General features: G+C 73.1%; 22 protein-coding genes. 4 read left to right on the top strand and 18 right to left on the bottom strand.

What is annotated here, in order from left to right; genetic code table 11:
- Positions 1 to 65 precede the first annotated feature (65 nt).
- Positions 66 to 1,691 carry a chaperonin GroEL gene (groL, locus tag ACWCPY_RS01710; RefSeq protein ID WP_093540721.1) on the bottom strand — a complete coding sequence of 542 codons (1,626 nt, stop codon included), beginning with the start codon at positions 1,689 to 1,691 and terminating at the stop codon, positions 66 to 68.
- A 97-nt stretch (positions 1,692 to 1,788) separates the two neighbouring features.
- On the bottom strand, positions 1,789 to 2,097 hold the full coding sequence (gene groES, locus ACWCPY_RS01705) for a co-chaperone GroES (protein WP_018101172.1): 309 nt from the start codon (positions 2,095 to 2,097) through the stop codon (positions 1,789 to 1,791).
- Positions 2,098 to 2,413: 316 nt separating this feature from the next.
- On the opposite strand from groES, the gene ACWCPY_RS01700 reads away from it, so the two are divergent.
- Positions 2,414 to 2,890: a DUF6234 family protein gene (locus ACWCPY_RS01700; protein ID WP_451262283.1), complete on the top strand. Its 477-nt coding sequence runs from the start codon at positions 2,414 to 2,416 to the stop codon at positions 2,888 to 2,890.
- 205 nt (positions 2,891 to 3,095) lie between these two features.
- Here ACWCPY_RS01700 and ACWCPY_RS01695 read toward each other — a convergent pair whose 3' ends face one another.
- Positions 3,096 to 4,136 (bottom strand): polysaccharide deacetylase family protein, encoded by a 1,041-nt coding sequence (locus ACWCPY_RS01695; RefSeq protein WP_451262282.1) that lies wholly within the window; start codon positions 4,134 to 4,136, stop codon positions 3,096 to 3,098.
- An 82-nt stretch (positions 4,137 to 4,218) separates the two neighbouring features.
- Between ACWCPY_RS01695 and ACWCPY_RS01690 the strand changes: the two genes are divergently transcribed.
- Positions 4,219 to 5,472 (top strand): THUMP-like domain-containing protein, encoded by a 1,254-nt coding sequence (locus tag ACWCPY_RS01690; RefSeq protein WP_451262408.1) that lies wholly within the window; start codon positions 4,219 to 4,221, stop codon positions 5,470 to 5,472.
- Positions 5,473 to 5,492: 20 nt separating this feature from the next.
- On the opposite strand, the gene ACWCPY_RS01685 is transcribed toward ACWCPY_RS01690, so the two are convergent.
- The 5 genes from ACWCPY_RS01685 to ACWCPY_RS01665 all read right to left on the bottom strand — a co-directional run bounded on the left by ACWCPY_RS01685 (position 5,493) and on the right by ACWCPY_RS01665 (position 9,937).
- Positions 5,493 to 5,858: a hypothetical protein gene (locus ACWCPY_RS01685; protein ID WP_451262281.1), complete on the bottom strand. Its 366-nt coding sequence runs from the start codon at positions 5,856 to 5,858 to the stop codon at positions 5,493 to 5,495.
- Between the two features lie 50 nt (positions 5,859 to 5,908).
- Positions 5,909 to 6,574 (bottom strand): hypothetical protein, encoded by a 666-nt coding sequence (locus ACWCPY_RS01680; protein WP_451262280.1) that lies wholly within the window; start codon positions 6,572 to 6,574, stop codon positions 5,909 to 5,911.
- Positions 6,575 to 6,674: 100 nt separating this feature from the next.
- Complete coding sequence (locus ACWCPY_RS01675; protein ID WP_451262279.1) at positions 6,675 to 7,940, bottom strand: RNA polymerase sigma factor; 1,266 nt, start codon at positions 7,938 to 7,940, stop codon at positions 6,675 to 6,677.
- A 93-nt stretch (positions 7,941 to 8,033) separates the two neighbouring features.
- Positions 8,034 to 8,399: a YciI family protein gene (locus tag ACWCPY_RS01670; RefSeq protein ID WP_451262278.1), complete on the bottom strand. Its 366-nt coding sequence runs from the start codon at positions 8,397 to 8,399 to the stop codon at positions 8,034 to 8,036.
- A 41-nt stretch (positions 8,400 to 8,440) separates the two neighbouring features.
- Positions 8,441 to 9,937, bottom strand: a complete 1,497-nt coding sequence (locus tag ACWCPY_RS01665; protein WP_451262407.1) for an MFS transporter — start codon at positions 9,935 to 9,937, stop codon at positions 8,441 to 8,443.
- A 219-nt stretch (positions 9,938 to 10,156) separates the two neighbouring features.
- Between ACWCPY_RS01665 and ACWCPY_RS01660 the strand changes: the two genes are divergently transcribed.
- Entirely contained in the window at positions 10,157 to 10,849 is a 693-nt protein-coding gene (locus ACWCPY_RS01660; protein ID WP_451262406.1) for a TetR/AcrR family transcriptional regulator, read from the top strand.
- A gap of 30 nt (positions 10,850 to 10,879) precedes the next feature.
- On the opposite strand, the gene ACWCPY_RS01655 is transcribed toward ACWCPY_RS01660, so the two are convergent.
- From ACWCPY_RS01655 to tsaB, 4 genes are read right to left on the bottom strand one after another with little or no spacing between them, the layout of a single operon-like run.
- Positions 10,880 to 11,146, bottom strand: coding sequence for a hypothetical protein (locus ACWCPY_RS01655; protein ID WP_451262277.1), 267 nt, complete (start codon positions 11,144 to 11,146; stop codon positions 10,880 to 10,882).
- On the bottom strand, positions 11,143 to 12,243 hold the full coding sequence (tsaD, locus tag ACWCPY_RS01650) for a tRNA (adenosine(37)-N6)-threonylcarbamoyltransferase complex transferase subunit TsaD (RefSeq protein WP_451262276.1): 1,101 nt from the start codon (positions 12,241 to 12,243) through the stop codon (positions 11,143 to 11,145). The genes ACWCPY_RS01655 and tsaD overlap by 4 nt, the downstream gene beginning before the upstream one ends.
- Positions 12,243 to 12,758 (bottom strand): ribosomal protein S18-alanine N-acetyltransferase, encoded by a 516-nt coding sequence (gene rimI, locus ACWCPY_RS01645; protein WP_451262275.1) that lies wholly within the window; start codon positions 12,756 to 12,758, stop codon positions 12,243 to 12,245. Before rimI ends, tsaD begins: the two co-directional genes overlap by 1 nt.
- A complete protein-coding gene (gene tsaB / locus ACWCPY_RS01640) occupies positions 12,755 to 13,417 on the bottom strand; it encodes a tRNA (adenosine(37)-N6)-threonylcarbamoyltransferase complex dimerization subunit type 1 TsaB (protein WP_451262274.1) in 663 nt (220 codons plus the stop codon). The genes rimI and tsaB overlap by 4 nt, the downstream gene beginning before the upstream one ends.
- Positions 13,418 to 13,570: 153 nt before the next feature.
- Between tsaB and ACWCPY_RS01635 the strand changes: the two genes are divergently transcribed.
- The gene (locus tag ACWCPY_RS01635; RefSeq protein ID WP_451262273.1) at positions 13,571 to 14,128 is read left to right on the top strand and encodes a L,D-transpeptidase; all 558 of its coding nucleotides are present in this window, start codon (positions 13,571 to 13,573) and stop codon (positions 14,126 to 14,128) included.
- A gap of 27 nt (positions 14,129 to 14,155) precedes the next feature.
- Here ACWCPY_RS01635 and ACWCPY_RS01630 read toward each other — a convergent pair whose 3' ends face one another.
- From ACWCPY_RS01630 to ACWCPY_RS01605, 6 genes are all read right to left on the bottom strand, one after another.
- Positions 14,156 to 14,359 (bottom strand): hypothetical protein, encoded by a 204-nt coding sequence (locus ACWCPY_RS01630; RefSeq protein WP_451262272.1) that lies wholly within the window; start codon positions 14,357 to 14,359, stop codon positions 14,156 to 14,158.
- A 130-nt stretch (positions 14,360 to 14,489) separates the two neighbouring features.
- Positions 14,490 to 15,020, bottom strand: a complete 531-nt coding sequence (gene tsaE, locus ACWCPY_RS01625) for a tRNA (adenosine(37)-N6)-threonylcarbamoyltransferase complex ATPase subunit type 1 TsaE (RefSeq protein WP_451262271.1) — start codon at positions 15,018 to 15,020, stop codon at positions 14,490 to 14,492.
- Positions 14,989 to 16,245 carry an alpha/beta fold hydrolase gene (locus ACWCPY_RS01620; RefSeq protein WP_451262269.1) on the bottom strand — a complete coding sequence of 419 codons (1,257 nt, stop codon included), beginning with the start codon at positions 16,243 to 16,245 and terminating at the stop codon, positions 14,989 to 14,991. Before ACWCPY_RS01620 ends, tsaE begins: the two co-directional genes overlap by 32 nt.
- A gap of 93 nt (positions 16,246 to 16,338) precedes the next feature.
- Positions 16,339 to 17,493 carry an alanine racemase gene (alr, locus tag ACWCPY_RS01615; protein WP_451262268.1) on the bottom strand — a complete coding sequence of 385 codons (1,155 nt, stop codon included), beginning with the start codon at positions 17,491 to 17,493 and terminating at the stop codon, positions 16,339 to 16,341.
- A 62-nt stretch (positions 17,494 to 17,555) separates the two neighbouring features.
- On the bottom strand, positions 17,556 to 17,942 hold the full coding sequence (locus tag ACWCPY_RS01610; RefSeq protein ID WP_451262267.1) for a DUF488 domain-containing protein: 387 nt from the start codon (positions 17,940 to 17,942) through the stop codon (positions 17,556 to 17,558).
- Between the two features lie 50 nt (positions 17,943 to 17,992).
- Complete coding sequence (locus ACWCPY_RS01605; protein WP_451262266.1) at positions 17,993 to 19,444, bottom strand: NAD(P)H-hydrate dehydratase; 1,452 nt, start codon at positions 19,442 to 19,444, stop codon at positions 17,993 to 17,995.
- Between the last annotated feature and the right edge of the window lie 4 nt (positions 19,445 to 19,448).

Here is a 19,448-nt window from a genome sequence, read left to right as displayed (position 1 = left end):
CTGTCCCTCCGCCGAGCGGTGGGACAGGGGGCCTTCTGCGGCTGTGCGCCCCGAACGGCTACGCGTCAGTGCGAGTGGCCGTGACCGCCGTGGGCGGCCTCGGCCTCCTCCTCGGCCGGCTTCTCGACGACCAGGGTCTCGGTCGTGAGCAGCAGCGACGCGATGGACGCGGCGTTCTCCAGCGCGGAGCGGGTGACCTTGACCGGGTCGATGACGCCGGCCTTCACCAGGTCGCCGTACTCGCCGGTCGCGGCGTTGAAGCCCTGGCCCTTGTCGAGCTCGGAGACCTTCGAGGTGATGACGTAGCCCTCGAGGCCGGCGTTCTCGGCGATCCAGCGCAGCGGCTCGACGGCGGCGCGGCGCACGACCGCGACACCGGTGGCCTCGTCGCCGGTCTTGTCGAGGTTGCCCTCCAGGACCTTGACGGCGTGGACCAGAGCGGAGCCACCACCGGAGACGATGCCCTCCTCGACCGCGGCGCGGGTCGCGGAGATGGCGTCCTCCAGACGGTGCTTCTTCTCCTTGAGCTCCACCTCGGTGGCGGCACCGACACGGATCACGCACACGCCGCCGGCCAGCTTCGCGAGGCGCTCCTGGAGCTTCTCGCGGTCCCAGTCGGAGTCGGTGGCGTCGATCTCGGCCTTGATCTGGTTGACCCGGCCCTTGACGTCGCCGGGCTCGCCGCCGCCGTCCACGATCGTCGTGTCGTCCTTGGAGACGGTGACGCGGCGGGCGGTGCCCAGCACGTCCAGACCGGCCTGGTCGAGCTTGAGGCCGACCTCCTCGGCGATGACGGTCGCACCGGTGAGGGTGGCGATGTCGCCGAGCATGGCCTTGCGACGGTCACCGAAGCCCGGGGCCTTCACCGCGACGGCGTTGAAGGTGCCACGGATCTTGTTGACGACGAGGGTCGACAGCGCCTCGCCCTCGACGTCCTCGGCGATGATCAGCAGCGGCTTGGAGCCACCGGCCTGGATGACCTTCTCCAGCAGCGGGAGGAGCTCCTGGATCGAGCCGATCTTGCCCTGGTGGATCAGGATGTACGGGTCGTCGAGGACGGCCTCCATACGCTCCTGGTCGGTCACCATGTACGGGGACAGGTAGCCCTTGTCGAAGGCCATGCCCTCGGTGAAGTCGAGGTCCAGACCGAAGGTGTTGGACTCCTCGACGGTGATGACACCGTCCTTGCCGACCTTGTCCATCGCGTCCGCGATGAGCTCGCCGACCTGCGGGTCCTGCGCGGAGAGCGCGGCCACGGCGGCGATGTCGGTCTTGTCGTCGATCGGCCGGGCGGTCGCGAGGAGCTCCTCGGACACGGCCTTGACCGCGGCGTCGATGCCCTTCTTCAGGGCGGCGGGGGAGGCACCGGCGGCGACGTTGCGCAGACCCTCGCGGACGAGCGCCTGGGCGAGCACGGTGGCGGTGGTCGTACCGTCACCCGCGACGTCGTTGGTCTTGGTCGCCACCTCCTTCACCAGCTGGGCACCGAGGTTCTCGTACGGGTCGTCGAGCTCGACCTCGCGCGCGATGGTGACACCGTCGTTGGTGATGGTGGGAGCGCCGAACTTCTTGTCGATGACGACGTTGCGGCCCTTGGGGCCGATCGTCACCTTGACCGTGTCGGCAAGCTTGTTGACGCCGCGCTCAAGGGCGCGACGGGCGTCCTCGTCGAACTTCAGGATCTTCGCCATGGGAGCTGAGCTTTCCTCTCGGACGAACTGCGCCCCCGACCGCCCGGCTGGTTAGTTCGCAGGGGGCCAGGGGCGCAGAACAGAAAACGTGGGTGAATTACTTCTCGATGATCGCGAGGACGTCGCGAGCCGAGAGGACGAGGTACTCCTCGCCGTTGTACTTCACCTCGGTGCCGCCGTACTTGCTGTACAGCACGACGTCGCCGGTCTTGACGTCGAGCGGAAGGCGCTCGCCGTTCTCGAAGCGGCCCGGGCCCACGGCCAGGACGACGCCCTCCTGGGGCTTCTCCTTGGCGGTGTCCGGAATGACCAGGCCGGAGGCCGTGGTCTGCTCGGCGTCGAGCGGCTGGACCACAATGCGGTCCTCGAGCGGCTTGATCGCAACCTTGGAGCTGGCGGTCGACACGATCCGGTCTCCCCCTTCGGAGATCTCACGGGGTAACAGTCTTGGGGTGGCGACCAGGTCGATCCGTCGTCGCGGGTGCCGGACCTGCCAGTCGCACAGTACTGCTGGCACTCTCCAGTGGTGAGTGCCAGCACCGAGACTATGACCGCGATTAGCACTCGGTCAAGCGGAGTGCCAATTCGAGCGATCGTGGCGTCGCCGGTTCGCGGCTTCGGCGGCCCCGGAGGCAACGACCGGGGCACGGTCCGGACAACAGTCCGGACAACATGAGGGCAACGTACGGACGGACCGGACCGTTCCGTACGACCGTGTGGACATGACCCGCCCCTCCCCCTCCTCACGGCCGGACCAGCGGTCCGGGCGGCGGCCGTACGCGTCACGCGCCGTGAACGGCTGCCTCGATGTGGTGCTCGGAGTGCTGATGGTCCTTCTGGAGGGACTGATCTGCGCGGTCGCCACCGTCCGGCCGGCTTTCTCGCCCGCGGACCCCGGCGGCGCGGAGCCGGCAGGTCCGCCGCCGATGGACTGGACACCCGTCCTCGTCCTCGGCGGGATCGCCGCGGTGGTCTGCCTGTTCGGCGTCGTGCTGCTCCGCAGCGGCTGGCCCCGGGCGGGCGTGATCCAGCTGGCGGCGGCGCTGGTGCTGTGCGTGGTGACGGTGCGGGCCGGGCACGAGGACTACCGCCGCTCGCACCCGGCGCCCGCGCCCGCTCCCTCGTACGATCCCGGCCGGACCGGCCACCAGTGCCTCAGCGGCGGCGACGACCGCGAGTGCCGGGACTCCGGCGGCTGACGGCAGGAGATCACGACCGTCGACCCCGGCTCGCCGTGATCACCGCGGGCCGGCGGGCCCGCCGCGGGCGTGGGCGACGGATGGTGCACCCGCTGCGCGGCCTTGCGGCCCAGCCGTTCGATCGGGTCCACCGACTGGGCGCACCCCGTGGCGGCCGTCAGCGCACCGGCCACCAGCAGTCCGGCCAGCAGCCGGTGCGCGACCCTCATACGTAGTCCTCCAGGCGGGCCACGGCGTAGCCCCGGTCCGTGACGGTCTTCATGACCGCCCGGACCAGGTCGGCCATGCTGCCGTCCCATTCCGCGCGGCCCCGGAAGTGCGTGAGGATGATGTCGCCTGGGTGCAGGTCCTGGTCCTCCTCGCGCCACTCCATGTGGTCCGGGAACGCCTCGGCGTTCCAGAGGGGCACGGCCTTGATCCCGCAGGACTTCGCGATGCGGAGCGTGTCCCCGTTGTAGTTGCCGTACGGCGGGCGGAAGAGCCTGGGCCGCTTCCCGAACTGCTTCTCGATGATCTCCTGCTGGCCGCAGATCTCGCGCTTCTGCCCGGCGTACGAGAGGCCGGGCAGATAGGGGTGGTTGAGCGTGTGGTTGTTGAGGGTGACGCCCAGCCGCTGCGCCTCGCCGAAGTACCCGTAGTTGTCGCTCACCTCGTAGTCGCTGAGGAACGCGCTGTACGGGATGTCCAGTTCGTCCATCATCTGCAACAGCTCGGGGTCCTTCTCGGAGCCGTCGTCCATCGTCAGGAAGACGACGCGGTCCTTGGTCGGGACGGTGGTGAAGACCGGCGGCAGCGAGTCGTCGCCGCCCTTCACCTCGAAGCCCTCGCGGGTGGTGATGCGCGGCTTCACGGCGGGCGGCCGCGGGGCGATCAGCGGCGCCTTTCCCAGCCCCCACTTCTTGGCGAGTGCCGCCCGCACGGCCGGGCCGAACTTCGCGTTCTCATGGCCGCCGGGTGCGCGGTCCTGGCCGGCGAGCCGGCCGGGGCCGCCCGGATGTCCGGCGGCGGGGTCCGGGGCGGGTTCCCCTCCCGGGTGCCCGGCGGCCGGCCGGTCCCGGCGCCCGGTGTCGCCCGGCTGCGCGCCGGACCCGGAGGCGCAGCCGGAGCCGGCCGCGGCGACCAGGAGCGCGACCAGGACGGCGCAGGCGGGCCGGTGCCCGCCGGGGCGCCGCCTCCGCCCGGAGCCGAGTACGGCCGATCCGCTCCGTTTCGTGGCCATTTTTTCCTTTTGTCGTACAAGTTGCATGGCGTCGCATCCTGCCAGGGCGTCATCGGCCCACCGCCCCGACACCGCCGCCGGGTCCACCGGTCTACCCGGCTGGCTCACAATGGGGCGGGTGAACGCTCTCGCCCCGAACGACCCGTCCGCCGACGACCGGTCCGACGCCCCCGACCCGCTCGCCTCCTTCCTGGCCCTGCGCACCCCCGAGGGCGCCGCGCTCCTGGACGAGCTGCGGTCGTACGACCCCGCCCAGGAACTCGCCACCGCCACCCGGCTGCGCCGCACCCACCCGGCCGCCCTGGTGTCGGCGGCGCTGGGGCAGGCGCGGCTGCGGCAGCGGGCGGTGGCGAAGTTCGGCGCCGAGGACGCGTACCGGATGTTCTTCACGCCGAACGGCGTCGAGCAGGCGACCCGTACGTCGGTGGCCACCCATCGCGCGCGGCGGTTCGCCCAGACGGGCGCGGTGCGCACGGTCGCCGACCTCTGCTGCGGGATCGGCGGCGACGCGATCGCGCTCGCGCGGGCGGGCATCTCGGTGCTCGCCGTGGACCGCGACCCGCTGACCGCCGAGGTGGCCCGCGCCAACGCCGCCGCGCTCGGGCTGGACGAGCTGATCGAGGTGCGGTGCGCCGATGTCGCCGAGATCGACACCGCGCCGTACGACGCGGTCTTCGTCGACCCGGCCCGGCGAGGCGGCAGGGGCAGGATCTTCGACCCCGAGGCGTACTCGCCTCCGCTCTCCTGGGCGACCGCTGCCGCGCTCGCTGCCCCCCGCGCCGCACTGAAGATCGCTCCGGGCATCCCGCACGAGGCGATCCCGGCGCAGGCGGAGGCCGAGTGGATCTCGGACGGCGGGGACGTGAAGGAGGCGGTGCTCTGGTTCGGCGAGGGCTTCGCGGCCGGTTCGTACCGCGCCACCGTGCTCCCGGCCGGGGCCACGCTGTGGTCCGGGGCCCCGCTGCCCGCCCCGCCCGTCGGTCCGGTCGGCCGCTATCTGTACGAGCCGGACGGCGCCGTCATCCGCGCCCATCTGGTCGCCGACGTCGTCGCGCGGTGCGGGGGCCGGCTGATCGACGAGACCATCGCGTACATCACGGGCGACCGGCCGTACGAGTCCCCGTACACCTCCGGGTACGCGATCACCGACGAGTTGCCCTTCAGCATGAAGAGGCTGAAGGCGCTGCTGCGGGAGCGGAAGGTGGGCGTACTGACCGTCAAGAAGCGCGGCTCGGCGGTCGAACCGGAGGAACTGCGACGCCGGATGAAGCTCCAGGGGCCGAACTCCGCGACGGTCTTCCTGACCCGGGTGGCCGGAGCGCCGACGATGCTGATCGGCCACCCGCTGACCGGCCCGGCCTGAGAAGCCGGGCGGCCGGGCGGTCAGGCCAGGTCGGTCAGATCGTCCGCGTACACCTGCGAGAGCGGCTGCGGGCCCACGTACTGCTGGCAGTTGCACTGCCCGGACTCGAAGCGGACCGGTTTCTTGGCCTCGTCCCAGGCCGTCGGCACCTCGACCCGCTCATGGCACTTGCCCTGCTTGTCGTGCTTGGCGAGATGGTGCGTGCAGCCGCAGACCGGCTCCGGCGCCCTGCTCGCCGCTTCGAGAGCCAGCCGCTCCTGCCTGGACGCCTCCAGCAGTTCCAGCTTGCGGTCGTGCCGATTGCGCAGTGCCGTACGGACGTTGTCGACGGCCCATCCGAAGCCGCCCGTCCAGAAGATGATGAGCACCCACCAGTACCACTCCATGTCGCCCTCCCCCTGCGTGACCCATGTGTCCCGTCAGGATAGGTCGGCGATCAGCGGTGGGCACCGCCCCCGGCGGAGAACAGCGGCTCCGGGGCGGGCGCCCCTGCCAGTACCCGCAGCACCCAGCGCCGGTGGGCGAACGCCTTGACGAGGCCGATGAGTCCGACGATCCAGCCGGTCAGCCCGAGCCCCATGACCAGGACGGCCAGACCGTAGGCGTTCCCTTCCAGCGTGCCACTGGCGGGAACGGCGAAGCAGGCGTACAGCCCGGCCGCGCAGAGCGCGAAGGACATCAGCAGCCAGGCGAGCGAGGCGCCCGGCATCCGCAGGGCCGCGTCGCGCGCCGGATCGCGGTCCAGGCCGCCCCAGGCGTCGAGCAGCCGGCGGATCCTGACGTCGCGGCGCAGGCCGATGGCGACGAGGACGACCGCGGGCACCGCGCAGCCGACGCCCAGGACGGCGAGGAGCACACCGATCCCGGCGCTGATGACGTCGTAGGACTCCTCGAAGGTGATCAGCGCCGTGCCCACCAGCAGCCAGCCGAGCGCGCAGAGCGTTCCCCACAGCCACAGCATCGCCAGCCGGCCCGGTGAGACATGCGCCTTCACCAACATGCCGAGCACCGCGGCCCGGTCGGTCAGCAGCGCCTCCCGGTCGGGCCAGGAACGTATCTCCACGGGCGGTGGTGGCGGCGGCAGTTGTGCGCGGCGAGACATGGAGCAGACCCTACCGAGCGCGCGGGCCGGCTCAGCCGTCGCGCACCGCCTCAGGGCCCGGCCCGCGCATGCCCGGTCGGCCCCGTCCGGCGGCCGGGACTCAACGGCCGTCGCGGTCCGGATGCCCCGCGCGGTCCAGGAGCATCGCCCGTTCCCGTTCGTTGCGGGTCAGTGCGGCCGCCCGCAGGAACTCCGCCCGGGCCTCCTCCTCGCGTCCCGTCCTGGCCAGCAGATCGCCGCGGACGCTGGGCAGCAGGTGGTAGTCCTTGAGCGCCGGATCGTCCGCCAGCGCGTCGACAAGGGCGAGGCCAGCCTCCGGGCCCTGCGCCATCGAGACCGCCACGGCCCGGTTCAGTTCGACGACCGGGGACGGTGCGATCACGGCGAGACGGTCGTAGAGGGCGGCGATGGTGGCCCAGTCGGTGTCCGCGTACGCCGCCGCCCGCGCGTGGCAGGCGGCGATCGCGGCCTGCACGGTGTACGGGCCGAGCCCGGCGCCCTCCCCGGTCGCCGCCACGGCCCGCTCCAGGGCCGCGACCCCGCGCCGCACCAGCAGGTGGTCCCAGCGGGCCCGGTTCTGGTCGGCGAGCAGCACCGGCGCACCGTCCGGCCCGGTCCTGGCGGCGGTGCGGGAGGCCTGGAACTCCAGCAGCGCGACCAGTCCGTGGACCTCGGGCTCCCGCTCCATCAGGCCGACGAGCACCCGGGCCAGCCGCAGCGCGTCCTCGCACAGCGCCGGACGCAGCCAGTCGTCGCCCGCGGTCGCCGCGTACCCCTCGTTGAAGATCAGGTAGATCACTTCGAGCACGGAGCCGAGGCGCGCGGCACGCTCCGGCCCGTACGGCACCTCGAAGGGGATGCCCGCGCGCCCCAGGGTCCGTTTCGCCCGGACGATGCGCTGGGCGACGGTCGGTTCGGGGGCCAGGAACGCCCGGGCGATCTCGTCGGTGGTGAGGCCGCCGAGCAGCCGCAGGGTGAGGGCGATCCGGGCCTCCGTGGAGAGCACCGGATGGCAGGCGGTGAAGATCAGCCGGAGCAGGTCGTCATCGATGTCGTCCGCCCCGGCGGGCTCGGGCGGCGGCACGTCCTCAAGGGCCCGCCCCACCTCGGCGAGCTTGCGCGCGTAGGTCTCCTTGCGGCGTACGAGATCGATCGCGCGGTGTCTGGCGGTGGCCATGAGCCAGGCGCCCGGCCGGTCCGGGACACCTGATTCCGGCCACTGCTCCAGCGCGGCCACCAGCGCGTCCTGCGCGAGTTCCTCGGCGATGCCGACGTCGCGCACGATGCGGGTGACGCCCGCGATGATCCGCGCGGACTCGATCCTGAAGACCGCCTCGACCGCCGCGGTCGCGCTTGCTGCCGTCATGATCACTCATCACAGCAGCCGTACCGGGCCGCGGCAAGCGCGCCCGTCGGGGCATGTCGGGCGGCCTCCGGCCAAAGGCCGCCCGACAGGTTCTCAGGCGCCCAGGGTGGCCTCGTCGATCTGACGGACCTCGGAGGTCACGGTCCAGCTCTCCGGGTGGGTCCGCAGGAAGCGCCGGGTCCATTCCAGGGCCTCCTCCTTGTCCTTGACCTGGAGGATGGCGTAGCCGCCGACGACCTCCTTGGTCTCGGTGAAGGGCCCGTCGGTGTGGGTGAGCTTCCCGCCGGACCAGGTGACCCTGGTCCCCTGGGAGGTGGGGGTGAGCCCGGCCGTCTCCAGCATGACGCCCGCCTTGGTGATCTCCTCGAACAAGGCGCCCATGCGCTTCTCGAAATCGGGGTCCGGGGCGTCGAAGGGGTTCTGCTCGTCGATACGGATCAGTGACATGAAGCGCGGCATGGTGACTCCCAGGTCGAACGGGCGGGGGCTCTCCCCGCCTCTCACCCTTGCGTCGAACGGGACCCGGCCGGATCGACAGTCCCCTGGAAATTCTTCTGAGAAATTTCCGGCCCGGCCACCGGAGCGGTCTCCGGGCCGGTCGCCGCGGCCATCTCCGGGCCTGCCTCCGGAGCGGTCTCCGGGCCGGTCCCCGGAACCCCCGCCGCGGCCGCCCGCCCCCGTCCCGGGAGCAGCACCAGGGCCACCAGTGCCGCGACGGCGAGCAGCCCGGCACATACCCAGAACGCCGCCGAGTACCCGGCCGCCAGGTCGGCCGGACGGTTCCCGTCGCCGGTGACCCGGGCGGCGACGGTGACCAGGACCGCGAGCCCCAGCGAGCCGCCCACCTGGCGGGAGCTGTTCAGCAGCCCGGAGGCCATGCCCGTCTCCTCGGGCGCCACGTCGGTCGTGGCCGCCGTGCCGAGCGGTACGAAGCACATCCCGATGCCGATGCTGCAGACGAGGGACGGGCCGAGGATCGAGTACAGGAAGCCGCCGTCCGCCCGCGCCGTCGCCGCGAATCCGGCCAGGCCGAGCGTGGCCAGGGAGCCGCCGAGCGCCAGCAGCCGTCCGGTGCCGAGCGCCGCGACCGTACGGGTGGCGACGAGCGAGCCGGCGACGACGCCCGCCGAGAACGGCAGGAAGGCGATTCCGGCGGCGGTCGGCCCGTAGTCGAGCACCTGCTGCATGTAGAGCGAGACGAAATAGAACGCGGCGAACTGCCCGGAGCTCAGCAGCAGGCAGACGACATTGGCGGTCAGCACCGGCCGCCCCCTCAGCAGTCCGGGACGGAGCAGCGGAGTGCGGGCCCTCAGCTCGACGACGACGAAGACGGTCAGCAGCAGCGCGGCGGCACCGAGCGTGACCAGCGTCCGGGCCGACCCCCACGCGTCGGTCGATGTCCGTACGAGCCCGAGGACCAGCAGCGTCGTACCCGCGGTGGCCAGCAGCGCTCCCGCCACATCGAGCCGGCCGTTGCCACGCGCCGGCTCGCCCCGCAGTCCGCTGCGCACGGCCCCCACCAGCGCGAACCCCACGATCGGCACATTCACCAGCATCACCGCGCGCCAGCCCGCCGCATCGGTGAGCACCCCGCCCGCGAGCACGCCGACCGCGCCGCCCGCCGCGCCCGCCATGCCCCACAGCCCCAGGGCGCGGGAACGGGCGGGCCCGGCCGGGAAGGCCAGGGCGATCAGGGCGAAGGCGACCGGGGCGAGCGCGGCGGCGCCGATCCCCTGCACCGCCCGCGCGGCGATCAGCCCGCCCGGCGACCGGGCGAGCCCGCCCGCCAGGCTCGCCGCTCCGAACAGCACCAGGCCCGCCGTCAGGATCCGGCGGCTGCCCAGCAGGTCGGCGAGCCGCCCGCCGAGCATCAGCAGCCCGCCGAAGGCCAGCGCGTAGGCGTTCACCACCCACAGCAGCCCCTGGGGGGTGAAGCCGAGATCGCCGCGCATGTCCGGCAGCGCGACGTTCACCACGGACATGTCCAACGCCACCATGAACTGCACGGTGAGAGCCACCGCCAGCAGCCAACGCGTATGCCGTGACTGATCGCTCACGACGTTCCCTTCCCTCGCGGTCGTACGGTCGAGTCATTACTATACGCGTATAGAAATTACGTGCGAGGGGCCCCGGCAAGGAGCGGGAACAGCGGTACGGGAGACAATGCCGAGGTGGCAGGGACCGAGAAGAAGCAGGCACCGGCGGAGAAGGCACCCATAAGGAAGGCGCCTGCGAAGAAGCAGGCGCCTGAGAAGCGGTCCGTGGGGCGGCCACGCAGGCTCGACCCGGACGCGATGGTCGCCACCGCGCGCCGCATCATCGAGGAAGAGGGCGTGGGCGCCCTGAGCATGCGGCGGGTGGCGAAGGAGCTCGGCTCCACCCCGATGGCGCTCTACCACTACGTGCAGGACAAGGACGAGCTGCTGATGCTCACCCTGTCGGGCACCGCGGCCGGCTTCCCCCGCCCCGAGCTGCCCGAGGACCCGCGCGAGCGGCTGCTCGCCGTGGCCGTGCACATGCACGGCATCCTGGCCCGGCTCCCGTGGGTGCTGGACGTCCTGGCGCTGGGCGAGCTGACCGACAGGAACGCGCTGTGGATGGTCGAGGAGATCATCGACTCGGCGCTCGCCTGCGGCCTCTCCCCCGCCCAGGCGGTACGCGCGTACCGGACGATCTGGAGTTACGTCTACGGCGACCTGGTCTTCCGCCGGGCCGCCGAACGCCGCGCGCAGACCCCGCCGGGCAGACGCTACTTCCCCGAGATGGTCACGGAGGAGGACGCGGCGACGCTGCCCCGGCTCGCCGCGATCAAGGACGAGTGGCGGGCGTACGCCGCCGACTACGAGGTGGCGGACGAACTGGACGCGATCGTCCGGGGGCTGATCGAGCGGGCGACCGCCACCGGCTGAGCAGTGGTCGGCCGATGCCGGGTCGACCCCCTAAGCGCTGTCCCCCAGCGACTCGAAACGCCAGCGGTGCACCGGACGGGTGATCAGCTCGGCGTCAGGCTCAGGCAGTTCGGGCAGCTCGTCGCCGTACTCCCCCGCCCACCAGGTGATGACCAGGACCCGGTCCTGCGGGGCGCGCAGCAGCTCGCGGCGGAGCGGCTCACGGGCCAGCTCGGCCGAACGGGCCCGTGCCCACTCCAGGAGTTCGGCGCCCCGGCCGGCCACGGCACGGGCCTCCCACATGAGTGCGACGGTCATGAGTAGAGGTTGTCCTTGCTGATCTCGTGGACGTGGTCGTGGTCGTGCGCGGAGGCGCCCGGCACATGGGTGTCGGTCACCGGCAGCGAGGAGTCCGCGGACAGCTCCAGGTCCGAGGCCGGCCGGTTGCGGGCGACCATCTCCGCGCCCAGCGCCGCGACCATCGCGCCGTTGTCCGTGCACAGCCCGGGGCGCGGCACCCGCAGCCGGATGCCGGCCCGCTCGCACCGCTCCTGGGCCAGCGCCCGCAGCCGCGAGTTGGCCGCGACCCCGCCGCCGATCATCAGGTGGTCGACGCCCTCGTCCTTGCAGGCCCGGACGGCCTTGCGGGTGAGCACGTCCACCACGGCCTCCTGGAAGGACGCCGCCACGTCCCGTACCGGCACCTCCTCGCCCGCCGCGCGCTTGGCCTCGATCCAGCGGGCCACCGAGGTCTTCAGACCGGAGAAGGAGAAGTCGTAGACGGGATCGCGCGAGCCGGTGAGCCCGCGCGGGAAGGCGATCGCGGCCGGGTCGCCCTCCTTCGCCAGCCGGTCGATGACCGGGCCGCCGGGGAAGCCCAGGTCCAGCACCCGGGCGATCTTGTCGAAGGCCTCGCCCGCCGCGTCGTCGATGGTCGCGCCCAGCGGCCGTACGTCATTGGTGATGTCCGGCGCGAGCAGCAGCGAGGAGTGGCCGCCGCTGACCAGCAGCGCCATCGTCGGCTCGGGCAGCGGGCCGTGCTCCAGCTGGTCCACGCAGATGTGCGAGGCGAGGTGGTTGACCCCGTAGAGCGGCTTGTTCAGCGCGTACGCGTACGCCTTGGCCGCCGATACGCCGACCAGCAGCGCGCCCGCGAGCCCGGGGCCCGCGGTGACGGAGATGCCGTCGAGGTCGCGGGCACTGATCCCGGCCTCCTTCAGGGCACGCTCGATGGTGGGGACCATCGCCTCCAGATGGGCGCGGGAGGCGATCTCCGGGACGACGCCGCCGAAGCGGGCGTGCGTGTCGACGCTGGACGCGACGGCGTCGGCGAGCAGCGTCGTACCCCGGACGATGCCGACGCCGGTCTCGTCGCAGGAGGTCTCGATGCCGAGTACGAGCGGTTCGTCAGCCATCAGTCAGTCTCTGTTTCCTGTACGTGTTCTTGCACGTGTTCTTGTACGTGGAGGCGCATGACGAGTGCGTCGATGTTCCCCGGCTGGTAGTAGCCGCGGCGGAAGCCGATCGGCTCGAAGCCGAAGCGTTCGTACAGCTTCTGGGCCCGGGTGTTGTCGACGCGGACCTCGAGCAGCACCTCGGCGCACTCGAAGGCCGTGGCGTGCTTCAGCAGGTCGGTGAGGAGCACGGAGCCGAGGCCGCCGCCCCAGTGGTCGCGGGTCACCCCGATCGTCTGCACGTCGGCGAGGTCGCCGGCCGCGGCGAGGCCCGCGTAGCCGACGATCCGGTCGGTGACGGGGTCCTCGGCGACGACGTAGCGGCGAGTGGCCCGGGGGCCGCGCGAGTGCGCCAGCTCGGACCAGAACATGCCGGCCGACCAGGCGTCGTCCGGGAACAGCTCGTGTTCGAGCTCCAGCACCGGATCGATGTCCCACCAGCGCATCTCGCGCAGAACGGCAGTCGTGCTCGTCACTTCGGGGTGACCACCTTGTAGTTCTTCGGCACCTGGGCGTCGGGCCTGCGGAGGTAGAGCGGCTGCGGCGGCAGCAGCTCCGCGCCCGCGGCGAGCCGCTCGGCGGCGAGGGCGGCCAGCGCGCCGGCGCTGACGTGCTCGGGCTCCCGGGCGTCCGGGAACGCCTCGGGGTAGAGCACCGCGCCCGCTCCGACGACCGGAAGCCCGGCGAGCTGTTCGGCGATGTCGGCGGGCCGGTCGACGGCGGGCCCGGTGACCCGGGTGCGCGGGTCGTCGTATCTCGCCCAGTAGACCTCCTTGCGGCGGGCGTCCGTCGCGACGGCGAACGGTCCCTCCAGCCCGGCCCGGCCCGCGGCGTACGCGAGACCGTCCAGGGTGCACAGCCCGTGCACGGGGACGGAGAGGGCGGAGCCGAAGGTCGCGGCGGTGACCAGACCGACCCGGAGCCCGGTGTACGGTCCGGGGCCGACGCCGACGACCACGTCCGTCACGGCGTCGAGTCCCACGCCGGCCTCGGCGAGCACCCGGTCGACGGCGGGCAGCAGCAGCTCCCCGTGCCTTCGGGCGTCGACCTGTCCGGACTCGGCGACGACGGAGGTCCCGTCGTGAAGGGCGACGGTGACGGCGGGGGTGGCGGTATCCACGGCGAGCAAGAGCACGCAAACAGCCTACGGCTCCGCCGACGGGGGCACGGCGCCCCGTACGGCGTCCCGGCACGACCGGCCCCGGCTGCTACCGTCACCGTGCACACGTGGGTACGACGTAAACGCTAAACGCTTGTACGACATACGGAAGCGAAAGGGGCGCGCACGGTGTCTAGGGGCAGCTCGGGAATCGTGGCCGGGCTCACTGCGGCGGCGCTCGTCGCCGTCGGCGTCCTGGCCTTCCAGGCATCGGCGAACGCCCCCGACAACCTCGCGGCCCCCAAACCGAAGGCTTCCGCCACCGCCACCGAGCACGCGAAGCCGAAGGAGAAGTCGCGCCCGGCCGCGCTCCCCGCGCACTCCGGCACCGGGAAGCGGGTCGTGTACGCCCTGGAAGACCGCCGCGTGTGGCTCGTCGACGCGGACGGGAAGGTGGACCGCACCTTCGAGGTCATGCCGAGTGCGCTGAGCCCGCAGCCCGGGACCTACCGGGTGAGCAGCCGTCAGGGCAGTCCCACCAAGGGCTCCGACGGCGTGATGATCGAGCACGTGGTGCGGTTCGCGATGGCGGACGACGTGTCCGTCGGGTTCAGCGCGGCGGTGGACGGCTCGATGGAGAGCCCGGACCCGACGCTGAAGACGGGTGGTGTGCGGATGCCGCGGGCCGACGGGGACGCCATGTGGGACTTCGCGATGGTGGACACGAAGGTCGTCGTCGTCCCCTAGGACCTCCCCGCGCCTCCCCGGGCCGGCTCAGGCCTCCCTGGGCCCGGGAAGCTCGGACTCGGATCCGGAGCGGGGCCCGGGGTCGGCCGGAGTTCCGTCGCCCTCGCCCTCCCTCTCGCCCTCGTCCGCGGACGGGGGCGGCGTGGAGACCGCCGAGGCCGCGGCGCAGGCCGCAAGCAGGTCCTTCATCGATGGCGGCGGCGGCACTTCGCGTTCGGCGGACGTCGTCATGGATGCCTCCTGAGGCTCCGGCGGAAGGCGTGGTTAGGCAGACCTAACCAGCTCTCGTCATCCATGTGACCACGCCCGGACCGCCCGGCGCAACAATTTGCCGACAGCCTGTCGGAATCCGGCCCCGCGCTCAGACCTCGCGCAGTCCCGCCCAGCGCGCACCGATCCCCACCAGGGTCACCACGCGCCGCTCGTCGTCCGTGTCGCCGACCGCGCGGTCGATCACCACCTGCAGCCGGTCGTCCGAGAGCTCCTCGACCTTGCCGTCGCCCCACTCCACGACCACCACCGACTCCGGCAGCGACACATCGAGATCCAGGTCCTCCATCTCGTCCAGCCCGCCGCCCAGGCGGTACGCGTCGACGTGGACCAGTGCCGGGCCGCCGGTCAGCGACGGGTGGACGCGGGCGATCACGAAGGTGGGGGACGTGACCGCGCCGCGCACTCCCAGGCCCTCGCCGAGGCCCCGGGTCAGCGTCGTCTTCCCGGCGCCGAGCTCGCCGGTGAGCATCACGAGGTCGCCGGGCCTCAGGATCGCGGCGATCCGGCGGCCGAGCGCCTGCATCTGTTCGGGGGAGTCGACGGCCAGGGGGATGGTGACGGTGCCCGGCGCGGCACCCTCGGTGGCCTCAGTCGCCAGGCTGTTGTGCGGTGCTTCCATGTCCGCCAACGTTAGCCGTTGCCGGCACGGCTCCGACGCGTACCAGCAGGTCCGCCATCCGGTCCGTGACCGTCTCGGGGTGCTCCAGCATCACCAGGTGGCCCGCGTCCGGGACGATGACCAGCTCCGCGTCCGGGAGCTGGTCGGCGATGGTCTCGCTGTGCGAGCTGGGCGTCACCAGGTCCTTGTCGCCCGCCAGGATCAGCACCGGCATGTCGCGGAAGGCGGGCAGCGCGCCGCTCTTGTCGTGTTCGGTGAAGGCCGGATAGAACTCGGCGACCACATCGATCGGGGTGGACTCGATGAGCCGCTCGGCGAACCGCTCCACCGCCGGGTCGACGTCCCGCGAACCGAACGAGTACCGCTTGATCAGCCCGGCGAAGAGGTCGGCGGTCGCCCGGCGGCCCCGTTCCACGAGCTCGGCCTGGGAACCGAGCGCCCGCAGCACCCCGGGCAGCACCCGCCGCACCGCGTTCACGCCCGCGACCGGCAGCCCGAAACTGACCTCGCCGAGCTTCCCGCTCGACGTCCCGACGAGGGCGACGGCGGCGACCCGGTCCCGGACCAGCGCGGGGAACTGGTCGGCGAGCGCCATCATCGTCATGCCGCCCATCGAGTGCCCGACCAGCACCAGCCTGCCCTCGGGGGCCGCCGCGTCGATCACCGCCTTCAGGTCGCGGCCGAGCTGGTCGATGCCGACCGTCACCCCGTCCGCCTGGGCCCGGCCCCGCTCGGAGCGGCCGTGGCTGCGCTGGTCCCAGTGGACGGTACGCACCAGCCCGCGCAGCGCCGCCCGCTGGAAGTGCCAGGAGTCCTGGCTGAGGCAGTAGCCGTGGCTGAAGACCACGGTGACCGGCGCGGGATCCTTGCGGCCGAAGAGCCTGCGGCGGCGTGTGCCGGAGCCGGCCGGCTCGCCCCCGCCCGCGGCGGTCCTGGTGGCGCCGTCCGGTTCGACCTCGTCGACCTCGTAGTACAGCTCGGTGCCGTCGTCGGCGGTGGCCCGGCCCGGCAGTCCGCGCAGCGAGCCGTACGGCCCGGTGGCGTCCAGGGCCAGCCTGGCCCTCCTGCGCATGCCCCGGCCGACGGTGAGCCGCTCGACCGCGACACCGGCCGCCGCGCCCGCCGCGATCACGCCTATGGCGGCTCCGGCGACACCCGCCCGGCGCCAGCCGACCGCCGCAGCGGCAGCCGTCGTCGCCGCGTCCCCCGCGCTGATCTCGCTCACCGTGCCGCGCTCCTCGTCGCTCGTGTCCGTCAGGTCAGGGCCGGTGTGTTCCGGTCGTGATCAGATCGTGCCCGGTCAGCGGTGGACGATCGGTCAGGACTCGGCCGGGGCCGCGTGCAGATGCACACGCGGTACGCGGGTGCCGATCCGGGTGACGATCTCGTACGCGATCGTGTCGGCGGCCTGCGCCCAGTCCTCGGCGCTCGGCTCGCCTTGGTCCCCCGGGCCGAAGAGCACCGCCTCGCTGCCGACCTCGACCTCGTCCCCGTCGAGGTCGACGACGAACTGGTCCATGGCCACCCGGCCGGCGATCCGCCGGGTGACACCGCCGACCAGGACCGGGGCGCGGCCGGAGGCGTGGCGCGGGATGCCGTCCGCGTAGCCGACCGGCACCAGGCCCAGGGTGGTCTCGGCGGAGGTCGTGTAGTGGTGGCCGTAGCTGATCCCGTGGCCGGCCGGCACCTGCTTGACCAGGGCGATCGAGGCGACGAGCGTCATGACGGGGCGCAGCCCGAAGTCGGCCGGGGTGCCCAGCTCGGGGCTGGGCGAGATGCCGTACATCGCGATCCCGGTCCGGACGAGGTCGAAGTGCGCCTCGGGGATCGTCAGCGTCGCCGGGGAGTTGGCCATGTGGCGCACCTCGGGGTCCACGCCCTCCTTCTCCGCGTGCGCCACCATGTCCCGGAACACGGCCAGCTGGGCGGCGATGGAGGGGTGGCCGGGCTCGTCGGCGCAGGCGAAGTGGGACCAGAGGCCGGTGATCCGGACGGTGCCCGCGTCCTCCGCGGCACGGGCGGCGGCGACCAGCTCCGGCCAGTCGGCGGGCTGGCAGCCGTTGCGCCCGAGGCCGGTGTCGGCCTTGAGCTGGATCCGGGCCGGGACGCCCGCCTCCGTGGCGGCGGCGACGACCTCGCGCAGGGCCCACATCCCGCTCACCGACACATCGATGTCGGCCTCGATCGCCTCGCGCCAGGGGCCGCCCGGGGTCCACAGCCAGCACATCACCCGGCCGCCGAGTCCGGCCGCCCGCAGGGCGAGCGCCTCCTGCGGCGTCGCGGTGCCCAGCCAGGTCGCCCCGGCCTCCAGCGCGGCGCGGGCGCAGGGCACCGCGCCGTGCCCGTACGCGTCGGACTTGACGACGGCCATGAGTTGCGCGCCGCCCGCCCGCGCGCGCAGCACACGCACGTTGGCGCGCAGTGCGTCGAGGTCGATCTCGGCACGGGCTCTCAAGGACGCTGTCTCGTTCATCGCGCCCAGTCTCTCAGAGGCGTACGCCGGCGCCCCCGGGCGGCAGGTCGCCCGAGGGCCCCTCAGCGACGGCGCAGCTCGTGTTCCAGCTGGTCGACGATGACCGGGACATGGCTGTGCGGTACGTCCTTGACGGCGGTGACCAGGGTCACCGGGCCGCCCGCGCGGACCAGTTCGACCAGTTCATGGACGGCCGCCGTGTGGGCGGGGTCGGCCAGCTCGGTGCGGTAGCGCTCGACGAACTCGTCGTAGCGGATCTCGGTGCGGTCCTGGTGGTACCAGTCGCGGAGCTCGTTCGACGGGGTGATGTCCTTGAGCCACTTGTCGATCGCGGCCTTCTCCTTGGACTCGCCGCGCGGCCAGAGCCGGTCGACGAGGACGCGGGTGCCGTCGCCGTCCTCCTTCGGCTCGTACACCCGGCGTACGCGTACGTCGCTGCTGCTGTCCACGGTCGGCCCTCCTGTCGACTGCGGTCGGTCCCCGCCGGGCCCATGATCACTCAGGCCCGCACGTCCCGCCACGCCACCGGGATCGCCTCCGCGACGTCCTGCGCGGCGACGGGCGAGCCGTCGGAGGCGTGGCGGGCGGCGAGTCCGTGCAGATGGGCGCCGGCCGACGCGGCGTCGCGCGGGGCGAGGCCCGCGGCGAGCAGGGAGCCGGTCAGCCCGGAGAGGACGTCGCCGCTGCCGGCCGTGGCCAGCCAGGAGGTGCCGGTCGGATTGACCCGTACGGGGGTGTCCGGGTCCTCGCCGGCGACCAGGGTCGTCGAGCCCTTGAGCAGGACCGTGGCGCGGTACCGGGCGGCCAGTTCCCGTACCGCGGCGAGCCGCCCCGCCTCGACCTCCTCGCGCGGGACGCCGAGCAGCGCGGCGGCCTCGCCGGCGTGCGGGGTGAGGACGGTCGGCGCGGTGCGCGCGCGCACGGCACCGGCGTCCAGCAGCCGCAGCCCGTCCGCGTCCACCAGCACCGCGACGTCCGCCGCCAGCACGTCCCGGACCGCCTCGGCGGCCTCCGCGCCGTCGCCGAGCCCGGGCCCGACGACCCAGGCCTGCACCCGCCCCGCCTTCGACGGCGGCCCCGCGTGGACCAGCGTCTCCGGGTGACGGGCGATCACCGCGGCCGCGCCCGGGCCGACGTACCGCACGGCCCCCGCGCCGCCCCGCAGCGCCCCGGAGACGGCCAGCACCGCCGCGCCCGGGTAGCGCGCGGAACCGGCGACGACTCCGACGACCCCGCGCCGGTACTTGTCGCTCTCGGCCCCCGGGACGGGCAGCAGGGCTGCGACATCCGCGTACTGGAGCGCCTCCAGCTCGGGCACCTCCGGCAGTTCGGGCCCGAGCCCGATGTCGACGAGGTGCAGCGCCCCGGCCCGTTCGGCGGCCGGGTCGACGAGCAGGCCCGGCTTGTACGTGCCGAAGGTGACGGTCACGTCGGCGCGCACCGCCTCGCCGAGCACCTCGCCGGTGCCGGCCTCGACCCCGCTGGGCAGGTCGACGGCGACGAGAGGCGCGCCGGTCGCCGCGAGGGCCCGCACCAGCTCGGCGGCGTCCGGCCGCAGCCCGCCCCGCCCGCCGATGCCGGTGATCCCGTCCACCACGAGATCGATGTGGCCGCCCCAGGCGTCCGCGCCCTCCGCGATCCGCCCGCCCGCCGCGAGCAGGGCCGCGAGGCCGCCGCCGTGGACACGGTCCGGCGCCGTGAGCACCGCGCGCACCCCGGCGCCCCGGCGGGCGAGCCGGGCGCCCGCGTACAGTGCGTCGCCCCCGTTGTCGCCGCTGCCGACGAGGAGGACGACCCGGGCCCCGTACACCCGGCCGCGCCGCCGCAGCACATCGGCGCAGGCCGCGGCCAGTCCGGCGGCGGCGCGCTGCATCAGCGCGCCCTCGGGCAGCCGGGACATCAGGGCCCGCTCGGCGGCCCGTACGGTATCGACGCTGTAGGCGGTACGCATGTGC

It is taken from the genome of Streptomyces sp. NPDC002403 (assembly GCF_053593015.1).
This window is presented reverse-complemented; position numbering and strand designations above follow the sequence as displayed.